This window comes from Flavobacterium sp. 40-81 (assembly GCF_001898245.1).
In the GTDB taxonomy this organism is placed as follows: Bacteria; Bacteroidota; Bacteroidia; order Flavobacteriales; family Flavobacteriaceae; genus Flavobacterium; species Flavobacterium inviolabile.
In genome coordinates this window covers 75,215-91,784 of the sequence record NZ_MKTM01000017.1, presented here as the reverse complement: position 1 = coordinate 91,784, position 16,570 = coordinate 75,215, and the positions used below count along the sequence as shown (strand labels likewise).

General features: G+C 39.4%; 16 protein-coding genes. 7 read left to right on the top strand and 9 right to left on the bottom strand.

Going from position 1 to position 16,570, the window contains the following annotated elements:
* Window positions 1–66: 66 nt before the first annotated feature.
* From BGO42_RS05810 to BGO42_RS05780, 7 genes are all read left to right on the top strand, one after another.
* Window positions 67–543: a M15 family metallopeptidase gene (locus BGO42_RS05810; protein WP_177731003.1), complete on the top strand. Its 477-nt coding sequence runs from the start codon at window positions 67–69 to the stop codon at window positions 541–543.
* Window positions 544–603: 60 nt separating this feature from the next.
* Complete coding sequence (locus tag BGO42_RS05805; RefSeq protein WP_177731001.1) at window positions 604–1,641, top strand: patatin-like phospholipase family protein; 1,038 nt, start codon at window positions 604–606, stop codon at window positions 1,639–1,641.
* Window positions 1,642–1,716: 75 nt separating this feature from the next.
* Window positions 1,717–2,100: a ribonuclease P protein component gene (rnpA, locus tag BGO42_RS05800; RefSeq protein WP_273246597.1), complete on the top strand. Its 384-nt coding sequence runs from the start codon at window positions 1,717–1,719 to the stop codon at window positions 2,098–2,100.
* A gap of 101 nt (window positions 2,101–2,201) precedes the next feature.
* Window positions 2,202–3,023, top strand: a complete 822-nt coding sequence (locus BGO42_RS05795) for a DUF4349 domain-containing protein (protein ID WP_273246596.1) — start codon at window positions 2,202–2,204, stop codon at window positions 3,021–3,023.
* A gap of 3 nt (window positions 3,024–3,026) precedes the next feature.
* Window positions 3,027–4,667, top strand: a complete 1,641-nt coding sequence (locus BGO42_RS05790) for a S41 family peptidase (RefSeq protein ID WP_177730995.1) — start codon at window positions 3,027–3,029, stop codon at window positions 4,665–4,667.
* A 66-nt stretch (window positions 4,668–4,733) separates the two neighbouring features.
* Window positions 4,734–6,716 carry a KUP/HAK/KT family potassium transporter gene (locus tag BGO42_RS05785; protein ID WP_177730993.1) on the top strand — a complete coding sequence of 661 codons (1,983 nt, stop codon included), beginning with the start codon at window positions 4,734–4,736 and terminating at the stop codon, window positions 6,714–6,716.
* 16 nt (window positions 6,717–6,732) lie between these two features.
* On the top strand, window positions 6,733–7,551 hold the full coding sequence (locus tag BGO42_RS05780; protein WP_177730991.1) for an OmpA family protein: 819 nt from the start codon (window positions 6,733–6,735) through the stop codon (window positions 7,549–7,551).
* 4 nt (window positions 7,552–7,555) lie between these two features.
* On the opposite strand, the gene BGO42_RS05775 is transcribed toward BGO42_RS05780, so the two are convergent.
* From BGO42_RS05775 to BGO42_RS05735, 9 genes are all read right to left on the bottom strand, one after another.
* Window positions 7,556–8,002, bottom strand: a complete 447-nt coding sequence (locus BGO42_RS05775) for a GNAT family N-acetyltransferase (RefSeq protein WP_177730988.1) — start codon at window positions 8,000–8,002, stop codon at window positions 7,556–7,558.
* Between the two features lie 19 nt (window positions 8,003–8,021).
* The gene (locus BGO42_RS05770; RefSeq protein WP_273246595.1) at window positions 8,022–8,990 is read right to left on the bottom strand and encodes a DUF4837 family protein; all 969 of its coding nucleotides are present in this window, start codon (window positions 8,988–8,990) and stop codon (window positions 8,022–8,024) included.
* 36 nt (window positions 8,991–9,026) lie between these two features.
* Window positions 9,027–10,880 (bottom strand): LysM peptidoglycan-binding domain-containing protein, encoded by a 1,854-nt coding sequence (locus BGO42_RS05765; RefSeq protein ID WP_273246594.1) that lies wholly within the window; start codon window positions 10,878–10,880, stop codon window positions 9,027–9,029.
* 119 nt (window positions 10,881–10,999) lie between these two features.
* Window positions 11,000–12,187 carry a phosphoglycerate kinase gene (locus BGO42_RS05760; protein WP_273246593.1) on the bottom strand — a complete coding sequence of 396 codons (1,188 nt, stop codon included), beginning with the start codon at window positions 12,185–12,187 and terminating at the stop codon, window positions 11,000–11,002.
* Window positions 12,188–12,407: 220 nt separating this feature from the next.
* Window positions 12,408–12,917 (bottom strand): hypothetical protein, encoded by a 510-nt coding sequence (locus BGO42_RS05755; RefSeq protein ID WP_273246592.1) that lies wholly within the window; start codon window positions 12,915–12,917, stop codon window positions 12,408–12,410.
* Window positions 12,918–12,993: 76 nt separating this feature from the next.
* Window positions 12,994–14,010 (bottom strand): dioxygenase family protein, encoded by a 1,017-nt coding sequence (locus tag BGO42_RS05750; protein ID WP_273246591.1) that lies wholly within the window; start codon window positions 14,008–14,010, stop codon window positions 12,994–12,996.
* Window positions 14,011–14,127: 117 nt separating this feature from the next.
* On the bottom strand, window positions 14,128–14,811 hold the full coding sequence (locus tag BGO42_RS05745; protein ID WP_273246590.1) for a pirin family protein: 684 nt from the start codon (window positions 14,809–14,811) through the stop codon (window positions 14,128–14,130).
* Window positions 14,808–15,506 (bottom strand): LytR/AlgR family response regulator transcription factor, encoded by a 699-nt coding sequence (locus tag BGO42_RS05740; protein WP_273246589.1) that lies wholly within the window; start codon window positions 15,504–15,506, stop codon window positions 14,808–14,810. The genes BGO42_RS05745 and BGO42_RS05740 overlap by 4 nt, the downstream gene beginning before the upstream one ends.
* Complete coding sequence (locus tag BGO42_RS05735; protein ID WP_273246588.1) at window positions 15,503–16,558, bottom strand: sensor histidine kinase; 1,056 nt, start codon at window positions 16,556–16,558, stop codon at window positions 15,503–15,505. The genes BGO42_RS05740 and BGO42_RS05735 overlap by 4 nt, the downstream gene beginning before the upstream one ends.
* Window positions 16,559–16,570 lie beyond the last annotated feature (12 nt).

The window sequence follows — 16,570 nt, the reverse complement described above, 5'->3', positions numbered from 1 at the left end:
CTTCCGGTTTGTGTTCGCTTTTTTCTTTTACTTTTATACCACCAAAAAGACTAAAACCAAAAAACTATGGACAAAGCTACCCAACAGCGCATTGAAAAACTACACCCTTTTGTCAGGGAGGAAATGACGAAAATCATACAGGAATGTGACAAGCAACTCACCGGCAGGGCAAAAATCAGGATCACACAGGGATTGCGCACGGTAAAAGAACAAAACGATCTATACGCCATCGGGCGAACCGTTCCCGGAAAAAAAGTTACCAATGCCAAAGGCGGCCAGTCCATTCACAATTATGGCTTTGCGGTAGATATTTGTTTAATCATTGACGGCAAAACCGCTTCCTGGGATACGGTAAAAGACTGGGACAACGATACCATTTCCGACTGGTACGAATGTGTCCGCATTTTTGCCAAACACGGTTGGGAATGGGGCGGTAACTGGAAAAAATTCAAAGACCTGCCGCATTTTGATAAACGCGGTTATAATGATTGGAAAAAATTATCAAAATTGAAACAGGATAAAAGCGGATATGTTGTCCTTTAATAATACTTTAGCTACACATAAATCCCCACTATTTGGAGGAAACTTAACAGCGTAAAAGCCATGTCTAAAAAGATAAGAATATTAAGTCTGGACGGAGGAGGAATCCGAGGAATCATCACCTGTGTCATCTTAAAATATATCGAAGAAGAATTACAGAAGCTCGACAGCCCCACAGCCAGGCTGGGTGATTACTTTGACCTTATTGCCGGAAGCAGCACCGGTGGATTGCTGACTTCTATCCTGCTCTTTCCGGATAAAAACAAAAAGGCAAAATTTTCGGTGGAAGCCGCTCTGGATCTGTATGCTAAAAAAGGAGAAAGCATTTTCAATGTTTCCCTCTGGGAACACGCGATCAATCCTTTTGGTTTGTTTAATGAAAAAATCTCGCAGAAAAATCTCGAAAAACAGCTGGAAGAAGTCTTCGGTAACCTGGAAATAAAAGATTTTATCAAACCCTGCCTGATCACTTCATACGACATCGGTCAGCGCAAAGCCAAATTCTTTGCCAGCCATGAAGCGCATTCCAGTCTGGAAAATTTTTATGTAAAAGATGTTTGCCGGGCCACCAGTGCCGCACCTACCTATTTCGAGCCGGCAAAAATAAAATCCCTGTACGGCCAGGAGTTTGTACTGATCGATGGCGGCGTATATGCAAACAATCCGGCACTTTGTGCTTATGCGGAAGCGCGCAAGATCGCTTTTTCAAAAGTTTTGTCCGATGACAAAAAACCGGATTATCCCGCTATAAACGACATGATCATTGTTTCGGTAGGAACCGGCGAAGTACACAAACCTTATACGTTTGAAAAGTTTGAAAATGCCGGAAAAATAAAATGGATCGCTCCTTTAATCGATATGCTGTTGTCTGCCAACGTGGAAACGGTGGATTATCACCTGACAAAAATGTATGAAACCCTGGGTCCCAGAAATCGGAAAAACTATTACCGTTTAATGCCGCAACTCAAAAATGCTTCATCCGAAATGGACGATACTTCCAAGAAAAACATCTACGAACTCATCCAGGCTGGTTTGTTTTTTGTGGACCAAAACCGGGACGCACTGCATGAAATTGCCAAAAAACTAATTAAGAATAAATAAGTTCCGGCCTTTCTTTTGAAGAAAGGCTTTTTATTTCTGTGATTCCCTTCGTAACTTTGCCGCTTAATTACGTACATGAAAAACACCTATCCGAAATCGGAAAAACTAAAAAGCAGAAACACCATCGATATTTTATTCTCTGAAGGGAAATCCGTATCGAAATATCCGCTGCGCTTAGTCTATACCCCACTGGAATCAGAACAGGAAGCAAAAATCAAAATGGGTGTTTCCGTTTCCAAACGCTATTTCAAAAAAGCGGTGGACCGTAATTATTTTAAAAGGGTTTTGCGGGAAACGTACCGTCTCAACAAACAGCTGTTGCTGGAAAACACAGACAAACCCTATGCTTTTATGTTCCTGTATCAAACCAAAGAACGCCTGACTTACCAGGAAATCAACGAAAAAACCATACTGCTTTTCGAAAAGTTCATTGCAACGATCAACCCGGCAGATCAATAATCTTTATTGCTTTAGCAATCGTGTTATTGGCTTAATATTCCGTCAAAAAGTGTACTTTTAAATACTCTTTTACGTTGTATATCAAATAATAGCAATTGCTTATGAAAAGAATTATCGTTGCCCTGTCGTTATTACTAATTACCATTGGCTGTCAAAAACAGCGTTCAGAACAAATTGCTGCGACCGAATATGATGCAGCGCCTGTTGCTGCCGCTATGGCACCATCCCTGCAGAACGAGTCGGGCGGTGCCGGTGAAGAAACTAAAATTGAGGCCAAAATTATCAAAAATGCCAACCTTCGGTTTGAGACTTCCGACCTCAACCAGTCTTTTTCCGGTGTTCAGAAAGCCATTGTAAAATACAAAGCCACCATTCAAAACGATGTGTCTGGAAAAGATTACGGTTCGGTGTACCGCAACCTCATCGTCCGCATTCCGAATACTGCTTTTGATGCTTTTATAACCGACATCGGTCAGGGTGTTTCCCATTTTGACCGGAAAGAGATTTCATCAGACGATGTTACCGAAGAATATATCGATGTGGAATCCCGCATCAATACCAAGAAAACATTAGAAAAACGCTATCTCGAATTGCTGAACAAAGCCACCAAGGTTTCCGAAATAATTGAAATTGAAAAAGGGCTGGCAACCGTTCGTGAGGAAATCGAGGCAAAAGAAGGGCAGTTAAAATACCTGCAAAGCCGGGTAGCAATGAGCACGGTAACGATTGAAATGTACACGAACAATGCTTCCGAAAGCGGTGCAACGGTATCATACGGCAGTAAAATGTGGAATTCTTTTAAGGAAGGCTTTTTTGGAATTTCAACTTTCTTTCTGGGATTACTGCAAGTATGGCCATTTATCATTATTTTCGTGTTGCTTTTTGTTTTCATTCGCAGAAGGTTTAAGAAAAAATCAGTTTAAAAAATGCTAAGTCTGTTAAAGAAAAAATATATTATTCCTGTAGTGGCAGGAGGTTTTTTATTTGTTGGTGCCAGTTTCCGGGATGATTTCTTCGAAATTGCCAAGCAGATAGAAATTTTCACAACCCTGTTTAAAACGGTCAACCAAAACTATGTTGATGAAACCAATCCGGGAGAACTGATGGACAAAGCCATCAAGAACATGCTACTGGATCTGGATCCGTATACCGTTTATTTTAACGAACAGGACGTTGCCAAATTCAAAATCAATTCGACCGGTGAATATACCGGAATCGGCGCCTACATCAGCCGTAAGGACGGCCGTTTGATTATCCGCGAACCGTATAAAAATTTTCCGGCAGACAAGGCAGGTTTAAAAGCCGGTGACGAAATTGTTCAGATCGGCGATGTAAATCTGGTTGATTTTAAAGACGATGCCGCACAATTATTGAAAGGTACCAAAAACACCAAAATCGACATCCAGTACAAACGTCAGGGAAAACTGATGAACACCCAGCTGGTTTTGGATGAAGTGGAACTGAAAGCCGTTCCGTTTTATGCGCTTTTAAGCGATAATACTACCGGTTATATCGTGCTGTCGCAATTCAATTCGAAAGCTTCGGCCGAAACAAAAGAGGCGCTGGAAAAATTAAAAAGCCAGGGTGCTAAAAAAATAGTTCTGGACCTGCGCGGTAATCCGGGCGGACTACTGCACGAAGCGGTAAACATCTGCAATCTTTTTGTTCCTCAGAATGAGATTATTGTAACGACAAAATCGAAAATTGAAAAACACAATAACAGCTATAAAACCCAGAAACCACCTGTTGATCTGGAAATTCCACTGGTTGTTTTAGTAGACGGCCGTAGTGCATCGGCTTCCGAAATTGTTGCCGGTGCCTTACAGGATTTAGACCGCGCCGTTGTGGTGGGTGCCCGCAGTTTTGGTAAAGGTTTGGTGCAACGTCCGTTGGATCTGACCTATGGCACTCAGGTAAAAGTGACTATTTCAAGATATTACACCCCATCCGGAAGATGCATCCAGGCTTTGGACTATTCCAAAAAAGACAAAAACGGAAAAGCAATCCGCACCGATGCCAGCCAGTACAATGCGTTTAAAACCAAAAAAGGAAGAACGGTTTATGACGGCGGCGGTATTCAGCCCGATGTGGAATTAGCCGAAACCAAACAAAGTACCATTGCTGATGCTTTACTGAAAAACGACGGTATTTTTAATTATGTAACGCAGTATTACTATAAAAATCCGAATCTGGGTACCAGCATTCCTAATTTTTCGGATACCGATTTTGCTGATTTTAAAGCCTTTCTTAAAAAAGAGAAATTCGAATTCGATACCGAAACGGAACTGGCGCTTAAAAACACACTGGCAACAGCCAAAAAAGAGAAAATAGACGAAACGATCACTGCAGAATACCAGCAGCTTTTAGCCGCTTTGCAGCGAAGTGATGAAAAAGAACTGGAAAAAAACAAAACGGAAATCAAAAAACTCATCACCGATGAAATCATAAAACGTTATCAATACAAGGAAGGATTGTACCAATATTACACGAAAAGTAATGCCGAAATTACTAAAGCACAGGCAATATTGAATAATACGGCCGAGTACAACAAAATTCTTAAAAATTAATTTTCAAAGAATTATGCATGACTTTCGTTTTTTATGATAATTTTGTGATTTTAAATATTTCACATCGTGAGTTCTACCCATAGCAGTAACCACCTTAACAAAGTCACTTTAGGTGGTTTAATTGTAACATTAGGAATCATTTACGGAGATATCGGAACTTCTCCGTTATATGTAATGAAAGCCATCGTTGGCAAACAAGCAATAAATCCTGATGTTGTACTTGGTGCTATTTCTTGTATTTTCTGGACCCTGACAATTCAGACAACTTTCAAATACGTAATCCTGACATTACGTGCTGATAATAAAGGGGAAGGAGGAATCTTTTCCTTATACACCCTTGTTAAAAAACTAAAAAAACGCTGGCTCATTGTGCCGGCTATCCTCGGAGGAAGTGCCCTGCTGGCCGATGGTATTATTACCCCGCCCATCTCGGTTTCTTCTGCCATTGAAGGATTAAGGACCTACAATCCGGAACTGAATACCATTCCGATTGTAATCGGGATTTTATTTGCGTTATTCTTTATTCAGCGATTCGGAACCAAGCTGGTTGGAAAATTCTTCGGCCCGTTAATGCTGCTTTGGTTTGGAATGCTGGGAACGCTGGGTATCATTCACCTAATGGGCAATGTAGCTGTTTTAAAAGCACTTAACCCTTATTATGCCTTTCATTTATTAAAAATACACCACGAAGGATTTTATGTTTTAGGCTATGTTTTCCTTTGTACCACAGGAGCCGAAGCCTTATACAGTGATTTGGGACATTGCGGAATTAAAAACATCCGTATCAGCTGGATCTTTGTAAAAAGTATGTTGGTTATCAACTATTTCGGACAAGGTGCCTACCTGATTTCGCATACCGGAAGTACGTTAATCGAATTGAGCGGAAACGCGAACAATCCCGGAAATCCTTTCTATCTGGTAATGCCGGACTGGTTTTTACCATTCGGAATTGCGATTGCTACAATGGCGGCCGTTATTGCTTCCCAGGCGTTAATCAGCGGATCATTCACTTTAATCAGTGAGGCAATGCGTCTGAACTTATGGCCAAAAGTGCGCATCAAATATCCAACCGAATTAAAAGGACAATTATATATTCCTTCCATTAACTGGCTGTTATTCATTGGCTGTGTGTTCATTGTAGTACACTTCAAAGAATCCGGAAATATGGAAGCGGCCTACGGTTTGGCGATCGTAATGTGTATGATCATGACCACGATCCTGCTGGGATTCTTTATGGTCCTAAAACGTTATAATCCAATATTTATCGTTCTGGTTGTTTCTGTTTATCTGACCATTGAGATTTCTTTCTTCCTGGCCAATATTGAGAAATTCCCGCATGGCGGTTATGTATCCGTATTTATTGCCGGATTACTGGCCTTCATCATGATTACGTGGTTTACCGCTAAAAAAATCCGAAAAGATTATACCGAATTCGTCAAAATCGGGAAATTCAAAAATGTCATTTCAGAATTGAGCAATGACCTTTCCATTCCGAAATATGCAACGCACCTGGTGTACATGACCAATGCCAGCCATGGTGACGAAATCGAATCGAAAATTATCTATTCCATTTTACAGAAGCGTCCGAAAAGAGCCGACATCTACTGGCTGATTCACGTGAATGTTGTGGATGAACCGTATGAAATGGAATACCGTGTTCGCGAAATTGTAAAAGACGACATTATCCGTGTGGACTTTTACTTAGGTTTCCGTGTGGCACCGCGTATTAATTTATTATTCAAAAAAGTAGTTCAGGATATGGTGAAAAACGGAGAGGTTGATATTACCAGCCGTTATGAATCCTTAAACAGAAACAATGTACTGGGTGATTTTAAATTTGTATTAATTGAGAAATTTGTATCGTATGACAACGATTTCCCTTGGTACCAAAGAATTATCCTGGATATTTATTTCTTCCTGAAAAAAATAAGTCTTTCAGAAGAGCAGGCTTTCGGTTTGGACAGCAGCTCGGTGAAAATCGAACAATACCCGATTGTGATTCACCCGCCGGAAGATTTAAGCTTAACCAGAATTAAAGAAAGGAAGTAACCCAATCTTAGCCATTATGAAACTATCGAAGTTTGTTTTTCTTTTATTGTTTATTACGCAGTTCATCAGCGCCCAGGAAGAAGTTGTTCATTCTGTATATTTTGAATTCGACAAATTTAATTTAGAAGAAAAACAGGCTAACGATGTGGTGGCTTTCGTCAAGGCCATCGATACTACCCGCGTGGAAAGCATCCAGATTTACGGTTATTGCGACGATCGCGGCAAAGATGCCTATAACTATAAGCTTTCGAACAATCGTGCCAATACGATCAAAAACAAGCTGATTGAAAAGGGTATCAAAAACAAGATCATTGTAACCATTGAAGGAAAAGGGCGTGTGCTTATCGATGATGATATTATTGACAATCTTCCGGAAGTACGCCAGAAAAACCGCCGCGTGGATGTTGTGATGAACTTCAAACCGGTTCCGTTAAAACCGATTCCGGGTATTCATTCCACGATTAAAAGCGACCTGGTAATTGGCGACAGGATCTATCTTGAAAAAATCCTTTTCGATAAAGGCAGCAGCCGCCTGACCTTAAAATCAAAAAACGAACTGGAAAGGATTGCCAAACTACTGCACAAATACAAAAACTTAGAGTTTGAAATACAGGGGCATATCTGCTGTACGCCTACTTTTCAAAAAGAAGCGATAGACAAGGATACTAAAAAAAGGATGTTATCCCATAACCGTGCACAGGCCGTATATAAGTTTTTAATCCAGAAAAAGATCGATAAAAAACGAATGACCTTCAAAGGTTACGGCAATACACAGCCATTGGGCAACGGCCCCGATCAGGACCGCCGCGTGGAACTGGTTATCACAAAAGTGTAACTATTTATGCTTTCCGCATTTCGATATGCGGAATATTATCTTCCAGGTATTCTTCCGATACTTTTACAAATCCGTGGGATTCATAAAACTTTTTCAGGTAGAGCTGTGCCGAAATGGTTATGGCTGCAACATTATAACGGGCAGCAATTCCGTTAATGGCTTCCCGGATCAGGTTGTGTCCCCATTTTTTATCGCGATAGGTTGCTTTAACCACTACTCTTCCGATAGAAGCATCTGCAAAATAATCGCCCGGCTGAAACAACCGGCAATAAGCCACCAATTCGCCGTTAAAAGTTCCCAATACGTGTAAGGCTTTGTCGTCTTTACCGTCAATGTCCTGATAAACGCAATCCTGCTCCACTACAAAGATCTCTGAGCGCAGTTGCAATACCGAATATAACTCAACAAGCGAAAGCTCGTTAAAACGCTTTATTTTGAATTCTAAACTCATTGTTTATTGATAAAAGTAATTATTCTAATATGTGAACGGATTTGATAATCGCTTCCAGCTCAAAAATAAGGTCTCTTTTGGCATTGGACGGATTATAGGTAAATCCTTCTAAAATCAGGTATCGTTTGTTTTTTTCATCGCGGATGACATAATTCAGAAACGGTCCGTTCATAAAATTATTCTGGAGTTCCCAGGTACCTTTCGTTTCATAGGTAAGCTTCCCGTCTACTTTTGTTGTAAAAAAATAAGGGGAATAGCCTTCTTCCGTGATCATCGAGGAGTTTTCCATCGTTCCGTGAATGTACAGGTTTCCAACGGAGTCCCTTACTTTGACAATGTTTCCAACGATGTCGTTTCCTCTTTCTATCTGTCCCATCGGCACCTGATAGACCAATAGGCTCGAACTGCCGGACGGAATATCTTTTTTGATCCAGTAAAAATTTTCTTTTTCCGCAACATACTTGTACGTATCCGGTATTTTAATGTTGATTAAAAACACGCCCCGCAGCTTATCATCTTTCAGCAGCGCTTTGCCCATTTTTTGCTGGACAACCTGGATTTCGGAAAATTTTATAATCGAGATAATTGTTTCCGAATGCAATTCGATCAGATCCAGAATCTCGTGTATGGAATATCCGGTGATGTAAAAAACATTCTGCGGCCTGGCATATTTGTTTTCCACATGTTTGAATTCTTTGGTAATGCCTTTGGAAACCACAATTATGTTCCGGCTTTGGGTTACCACACCCTCAAAGATCTTGGGAGAATACTGGTTGATCGTCAGGATGGGTTCCTCCTGCGGCAGCCCGTCAATAGGGTAAGCGAGTTTTTTACGAAGGCTGTCGCCCACTTCTCCGGACCATAAAACATCGTCAATAACAATCGCAATGTCGTTGATGTTGCCTTTTGAAGAAGGCAAAAAAGCTTCCCCTTGTTCCTGTTTTTGCTGACAGGAAACAAGAGAAAGCAATAATAAGATAATGGTCAAAAAGATTCCTTTTTTCACTTATGTCTTGGGCAGGTATTAGCCGTTTATTTTAAGCTTCATACCCGGTTTAATATTTTCAGTTTCTATATTATTCCATTTTTTAATTTCAGCAACGGTAATTCCCGGGTGTTTTTTTGCAATACTAAACAACGAATCTCCTTTTTGAACGATATACATTCTTTCTTTGTTATAGTTGCGTTCTTTGCTGGAATCTCTTCTGATGATTTCTTTTTTGGCAACTTCTTTTTCCACAACGGCAACCGATTCTTCAACCGGCTGTTGCACCGTTAATTTCTGTCCGGCCTGAATTTCATTCGATTCCATATTATTCCAGTCTTTTAACTGGTCAATGGTAACTTTATGTCTTTCGGCAATTGCTGTCAGGTTATCTCCTCTTTGAACCACATACAATCCTTCGCTCTCAATAACTTTAGGCTCAACGATTTTAGGTTCTGCAACTTTTGGTTCCGCTATTTTCTTTTTAGCAGTTGTTCTGTCGGCAACAGCCACAGTAGTTTCATACTGTATTTTTAATTTCTGACCGGCATTAACGCTATTCTTTTTCAGCTTGTTCCATTTTTTCAGTTCTGCCACCGTCACGTTGTATTTAGACGATATTTCAGATAGATTGTCGCCACGCTTAACGGTATGGAATTTTGTTTTCGTTTTTTTAACGGATTTCATCGGAAAATCTTCCACATCGGCTATCGCTACAGAATCCCTGCCTGTTCCATTTGCTGTTCGCTGTGCAAGTGCCTCTTTGCGAATTGTAGTAAATGGTTTTTCGCGTTTGTCCTCTTCAAATTTCAAATAGGCATAAATCTTATCTTCATTGGAAGCAAACATTCCTGCTTTTTGTTTTGGCAAACGGATATAATGCGGTTTATCTGAAAAATAAGGAACCACATCCAGTTTGTAGATCGGGTTTAGCAAACGCAATTGCTCCACCGGAATATCCAGTAAGTCGGAAAGCTGTTTGAATGACATTTTTTGTTTAACCATTAACGTATCGGTTTCAAAATAGGTCAATGGTGCTTTTTTAGGCACAATTCCATGTTCTTTTTTATATTCATAAATATACATGGTTGCCAGGAAAGCCGGCAAATATCCCTGTGTTTCCTTATGCATGTATTTACGGATGTTCCAGTAGTTTGTTAATCCTCCCGAACGGCGGATTGCTTTGGAAACATTCCCCGGTCCGGTATTGTAGGATGCTAAAACCAGATCCCAGTCACCAAAAATACCGTACATCGCTGAGAAGTACTGGCATGCCGCTTCGGTAGCTTTCAAAGGATCGCTGCGTTCATCCACATACGAATTCACTTCAAGGTTGTATTGTTTTCCGGTAGCATACATGAATTGCCATAATCCTGTTGCGCCCACTTTAGATTTTGCTTTTGGATTCAGAGCCGATTCCACTATAGCCAGATATTTCACTTCCAGCGGAATATTGTATTTTGCCAGATGCTCTTCAAACATCGGGAAGTAATACTCCGAAATAGCCATCATTCGTTCGAAAGCTTTCGGTCTGTTCTTTAAGAATGATTTGATTACATTTTCCAGAGCCGGATTGTATTCGATATTAAACGGGGATTTTTCATCCAGTTTTTTCAATCGTTCTTTCAGTAGGTCTGTTGGTAAATCATAAGAAACTTCCTGATCAATATTCACTTTAGCAATGTCCGATTCCATATCGGTAAACAGTTCCTGATTGCTTAATTCTTTCATCCACATTTCATCAATGCAGGCACTGGTTTCATATTTGATGAAAGTAGATTTCAGTGAATCCAGATAGGATAGTTTAATCTCGGGTTTGATTTGGACTTCATTTTCGGCAGTTTCCTGAGCTAAGGCAGCCAGGCTGAAAAGACCGAGAAATAAAGATAACATTTTTTTATTATTCATACATTCTATCTTATAACATATTACAACTCAATTCTTTATGTAGGCATTGCAAACATAATAGCTAATAACTTATATTTTCTATAAATATTGTTAAAAAAAGAAAATTAATCTAAAATAGCTGCAATTCCGGGTAGTGTTTTTCCTTCTAACATTTCCAGCATTGCCCCGCCACCAGTGGAAACATAACTCATTTTTGGTTCTAATCCGAACTGTTTTACCGCTGCAACAGAATCACCGCCTCCAACAAGGGAAAAAGCACCGTTTTTAGTTGCTTCTGCAATAAAATTCCCTAAAGTGATGGTTCCTTCTGCAAATTTTTCCAGCTCAAACACGCCCAAAGGACCATTCCATAAAATGGTTTTCGAATTTTTAATAATATCTTTTAACGCTTCCAGCGATTTCGGACCTACGTCCAATCCCTGCCATCCGTCCGGAATTTCGTTTACCGGAACAATCTGAGTGTTTGCCTCGTTCGAAAAAGCATCGGCAGCCACAACATCAACCGGTAAATGAATCTGAACATTTTTTGCTTTGGCTTTTTCCAATATTTCCAATGCCAATGCCATTTTATCGTCTTCACAAATGGAATTTCCAATATTTCCGCCCAGGGCTTTGATAAAGGTAAAAGTCATTCCGCCGCCAATGATCATGTGGTCGATTTTGTCAAGGATGTTTTCAATAACGGTGATTTTCGAAGAAACTTTAGAACCTCCTAAAACGGCGGTTACCGGTTTTTCCGAATTATTTAAAACTTTGTTTAAGCTTTCAATTTCTTTTGCCAGTAATAGTCCGAAACATTTGTTTTCCGGGAAAAAACGGGCAATAATGGTTGTGGAAGCATGTGCTCTGTGTGCCGTTCCAAAAGCATCATTTATATAGATATCCCCTAATGCAGCTAATTTTTCTGCAAAATCAATATCGCCTTTTTCTTCTTCAGCATAAAAACGAAGGTTTTCTAAAAGTAAAACTTCACCCGGTTTTAAATTTTGGGACGCATTTTCAGCAACTGCTCCAATACAATCGGAGGCGAATGTTACCGGAACTCCCAGAATTTCTGCTGTTTTCGATACGATATGTTTCAGGGAATATTTCTCTTCAACGCCTTTCGGACGTCCTAAATGGGACATTAAAATAACACTTCCACCCTCACTTAAAATTTTATCGATAGTTGGTTTTGCCGCTTCAATACGGGTAGCATCGGTTACTTCAAAATTTTCATTAAGCGGTACATTAAAATCGACACGTATAATAGCTTTTTTATCTTTAAAATTAAAGTCGTTCAGGGTTTTCATTTGATATTTTTTTGTTGATTGTTTTATTTATAATCTACAAATATAATATTTTTATTTTTTATGTGCTTTTTTGAATTTTAATGAAAAATAAACCGGTCAAAACTGCGTATTATTTATTTCTATCGGTAGAAAAGCCGTTTTTACTACTAAAATGATTTTTGATACGGTAAAAAAAGGATGGTTTTGATATGGCTGAAACATGCTGCAAACCTTGTATTTCTTAGTAATCTGCTTTCTCGAAGTAACAAATAGCCAGATTTTCCTGAAACGGAAAAGAGAGGGTTTCCCATGCTGAAACAGTTTCTGTATTGACCGAAACCAGATAATGCCTGTCGATCAGATCAATCAGTCTTACAACCGGAGAATAGAACGTAATCCCGATTTTGTGTTTTGTACTATCCCGGATATCGGTATTGATAATATCCAGTTTGTAATTGATAAATGGCAAATAGTTGTTGCCCAAGGCATCCGGAACATTATAAATATTTCCTTTTAACTGGCTGATATAGGGTTCTGCTGCTATTCCGGTTAAAAAATGCAGCTTTTCAGCCTTATCGTTATGATACAGTAAATTCCTGAAGGTAAACTGTGGATTTTCTTTGGAATTGTATGCCTGCTGCTGCATCAAATATTCTCTAAAGGTATCCTCAAAAACATATTGCTGCCAGACAATACCGGATGTATTGTCAATAACCATACGATAGGCTAATCTTATTTTTGAAAATTTCATCCCGAATTTGTTTTAATATCCTGAAAATAAAGAAGAAGATACAAAAAGTATCTTCTTCAGCTTAAACAGACGTAGTTTAATGTACCAGCATTTTTTTACTTTCGCTGAATACACCATTATCATTTTCAACAATAACTCTAAAAATATAATATCCGCTGCTTAAATTATTCCTGTTCAGTTCCAGGTAATTTGTTCCTGCCGGAAACTCTCCGTTAATCGGGGTTCCTATATGCCTGCCGCTTAAATCTATGATATCCACTTTAACGGTAGAATACGAATTTAAAAGCAATGGTATCTTGGTTGTGGTCTGAAAAGGGTTCGGGAAGTTTTGCTGCAATTGGAATTCTTTCTGAGCAGCATCCGCAACGCCTAAGGTTGGACCGGCAACAAAAATGGTATGTGTCTGTACAAAGCCTTCTGCAATGCTTCCGGTAATCACCGACATTTCATTACTCACACCATCCGAAAAAACATTGTCGCCGGCATTGTAAGTATAACCGGTCATTCCTTTTGTATATCCGTAGCTGGTCGCAGCATTAACCTGAACAACAGCACTGTTTGTACCTTCCGGAAATGCAATTTGAGTAATTAACAATGAGGTTCCCGAAGCGTTATAGACATGTACGTGAACATGCGTTGCCCTTCCGGTATACCAACCCGGGAAAATGGAGGTAAAACTGACTAATCCATTGGTATCCGTAGTTTGTCTTCCTCTTAAAAAATGGTTGCTGGTATAATTGGCAGGCTGCATTCCGGTTCCGCCGTATTCAGAATAATTACCATCTTTATCACAATGCCAGATATCTACAATTGCTCCGGTGAGTGCATTACAATTGCCATTGGTGTTTTTAATGGTAATATTGATCGTAAACGGGATTCCGGTTCTGTCGCCCACAATATTGGTTCTTACCCATGAAGCCGGGGAAATAGTAGGAAAAGGTCCTGCTGTTTCACTATTTGTAACACTACAGGCGGCGGTGTTTTCAATTTCCATATCGCTCTGACAGGATCCTGCTGCCCGTAAAAGTGAAGGAGCTGCCACAACCATTCCGAGAAAACCCAGGCTGTTTTTTAAAAATACTTTTCTTTCCATCCTTTTTTAGCTATTTAGTTACTCAAATTTAGATTTGCTAACTTTTATTGCCAAAAAAATGAGGTAAACGCTTTTTATTTTGAGGTAAACTATAGAATATTGATTTTTAAGCCGTTTTTATTTCGTTTCAAAAAGCAATAAAATCGCATTTTCAGATAGTGCTTCAAATTCAATGGTTTCGGCTTCACTAATCGCTAATCCATCCCTGCTTTCTATCAGCCGGTTCTGAAATTCGAAAGCGCCGTGAATAACATAGGCAAATATTCCGTTTTGGGTATTCTTTGGGGTATAGGTCCCTTCTTCCCTGCCCGCGAATATTCCGGTAAAAACAGCATAATTATCCGTGACTGCCAATGGAAATAAGTGGTTCTTTACCGTAAAATCAAATGTTTTCAATAACGGCTCCCGATATAGTCCGGTATTGTCAAACCGGATCTGAATAAAATTAATCAGCTCCTTTTCGTATGGGTTCTGTATTTCAAACGGCATCCCGGCATTTGCTGAAAACAAAAAGCATTGTTCGGTATTTACCAATACCGGTTCCGCTGTTGTTTTACAATCGAGCGCACCCACCAGCGGGATAATCAGGACATCCTGGTTTTGCTGAGCGGTATACACTACCTTTTGCTGAGCCGCAAGTGTTTCATCGTTAATCAGCTGAATATTTCTATACGGTTTGCGGCTGTCTTCCTGATATTCAAGATAGTTAAATGTCGCCAGACAGCGATGAATATTATTTTCGATATGCCCACGAAAAGGCGCTTTGTAAATTTGCGAAGGCTGCTGTAAAAACTTGCTCATGATTTAGGTTCTAATGCCTGAAAAAAAATAGTTTCATACGTTGCACTAACAGGTATTTCTTCATTGCCGATATGGATGATTTTACCTTTCACTTTATCAATCTTGCCTATCGGAACGATATACGACCGATGTACTCTGAAAAATTCATCAGGAGATAATTTTTCCAATATGCTTTTCATCGTCATCCGCGCCACAACTGTTTTCTGGTTCCGGATATAGATTTTCAGGTAATCGTCTAATCCTTCAATAAATAAAATATCCGAAACGGGAATTTTTATCAGGCTGTAATCGGCTCTTATAAACAAAAACTGCTGTTCTGTATTTTGACTTTTATTTTCGGAAGCAAATTGATTTTTTGCTTTTTCCACAGCCTGTTGAAATCTGGAAAACGAAAATGGTTTTAAAAGATAATCGGTGGCATTGAGGGTAAATCCTTCAACGGCAAATTCGGAATATGCGGTTGTAAAAACAACCATTATTTTATGGGGTATTTTTTTAAAGAAATCAATTCCTGAAATAGACGGCATGTTGATATCCAGGAATAATAAATCCGTGGGATATTTTTTAAGATGTTTTAATGCTTCCTCCGATTTTGTAAATGTTTTCTGTAAATCAATATCGTTTGTCTGACTACAGAAACTTTGCAAAATTTCCAAGGCTGGCGGTTCATCATCAAGGGCAATGGCTCTGATCATAGTTCAAGATTTAGTGCAATGGTATAATTAGCTGCTGTATCCGTTAGCTCCAGATTGTATTTTCCGGCATAATGCAATTCCAGCCGTTCTGTCGTATTCTGTAATCCCATCCCTTTTTCGCTTTGGACAGAATCAACTTTTTTATTGCTGACGAGCAGCATAATGTTTTCATCGGTAATTGAAATATTTATTTTTATTTCCGATGGCTGATCCGGATTCACGCCATGTTTAAAGGCATTTTCAATAAATGAAATCAAGATCAGTGGTGCTATCTGCTTCGCTGCCGTGCTGCCGTTTAATTCATATTCAATAGTTACCGTGTTTCCCAAACGGGAACGCTGCAATAAAATATAATTGTTGATATAGTTGACCTCTTTTTCCAAGGCAATTTTATCGTCATGCGCATCCCGGATAATGTAGCGCATTAATTCCGAAAGCTGGACAATTGAATCTGCCGTGCGGTCATCTTTACGAATTGCCAGTGCATAAATACTGTTTAGCGTATTGAAAAGAAAATGCGGGTTTATCTGTGCTTTCAATAAGGAAATTTCGGCTTTCATTTTATCCCGTTCAACCGTTTGAAGCCGTCTGTTGATTGCCAGAAAAAGGCTCATTAAGGTTCCGGTCAGATATACCAAAATTGTATTAAAATTCTGATTTGGTTTATCCTTGTGCATCGGATGAAATTCCGGTCCCGGTCCTCCTTTGAATGGCGGCTCCGGCTTGGGCATTCTTTCCAGATTGAAAATATCCATTTCCGGTTTGTCAAAAAAATGCGACAGCAGCAGCAATACAATCAGGAAGAAAAAAAGAAGCGTGAAGTACAGCGTTTTCTTATCGGCAAAATACAGTTTCGGGATAAAAAAATAATAGTTTACATAAAAGAAAATCAGCAAACCGAGATAGATCACAAAATAGGTTCTGTCATGTCCGTTATTAAAAATATCCGGTATTTTAATGATGCTGTTTTGGGATGAAAAAAGATAGGGCAGCACTAAAAATGAAATGCAGATGCAGAGATGATAACCATAAAATGAGATCTTTCTTTTCATTTTTTAAAAGTT

What these genes read in the sequence shown, in the direction of transcription:
- rnpA (WP_273246597.1), top strand. Translation starts at nt 1,717, where the DNA reads ATGAAAAACACCTATCCGAAATCGGAAAAACTAAAAAGCAGAAACACC.
- BGO42_RS05750 (WP_273246591.1), bottom strand. Translation starts at nt 14,010, where the DNA reads ATGGAAAGAAAAGTATTTTTAAAAAACAGCCTGGGTTTTCTCGGAATG.
- BGO42_RS05765 (WP_273246594.1), bottom strand. Translation starts at nt 10,880, where the DNA reads ATGTTATCTTTATTTCTCGGTCTTTTCAGCCTGGCTGCCTTAGCTCAG.
- BGO42_RS05790 (WP_177730995.1), top strand. Translation starts at nt 3,027, where the DNA reads ATGCTAAGTCTGTTAAAGAAAAAATATATTATTCCTGTAGTGGCAGGA.
- BGO42_RS05735 (WP_273246588.1), bottom strand. Translation starts at nt 16,558, where the DNA reads ATGAAAAGAAAGATCTCATTTTATGGTTATCATCTCTGCATCTGCATT.
- BGO42_RS05740 (WP_273246589.1), bottom strand. Translation starts at nt 15,506, where the DNA reads ATGATCAGAGCCATTGCCCTTGATGATGAACCGCCAGCCTTGGAAATT.
- BGO42_RS05780 (WP_177730991.1), top strand. Translation starts at nt 6,733, where the DNA reads ATGAAACTATCGAAGTTTGTTTTTCTTTTATTGTTTATTACGCAGTTC.
- BGO42_RS05775 (WP_177730988.1), bottom strand. Translation starts at nt 8,002, where the DNA reads ATGAGTTTAGAATTCAAAATAAAGCGTTTTAACGAGCTTTCGCTTGTT.
- BGO42_RS05745 (WP_273246590.1), bottom strand. Translation starts at nt 14,811, where the DNA reads ATGAGCAAGTTTTTACAGCAGCCTTCGCAAATTTACAAAGCGCCTTTT.
- BGO42_RS05755 (WP_273246592.1), bottom strand. Translation starts at nt 12,917, where the DNA reads ATGAAATTTTCAAAAATAAGATTAGCCTATCGTATGGTTATTGACAAT.
- BGO42_RS05810 (WP_177731003.1), top strand. Translation starts at nt 67, where the DNA reads ATGGACAAAGCTACCCAACAGCGCATTGAAAAACTACACCCTTTTGTC.
- BGO42_RS05805 (WP_177731001.1), top strand. Translation starts at nt 604, where the DNA reads ATGTCTAAAAAGATAAGAATATTAAGTCTGGACGGAGGAGGAATCCGA.
- BGO42_RS05795 (WP_273246596.1), top strand. Translation starts at nt 2,202, where the DNA reads ATGAAAAGAATTATCGTTGCCCTGTCGTTATTACTAATTACCATTGGC.
- BGO42_RS05760 (WP_273246593.1), bottom strand. Translation starts at nt 12,187, where the DNA reads ATGAAAACCCTGAACGACTTTAATTTTAAAGATAAAAAAGCTATTATA.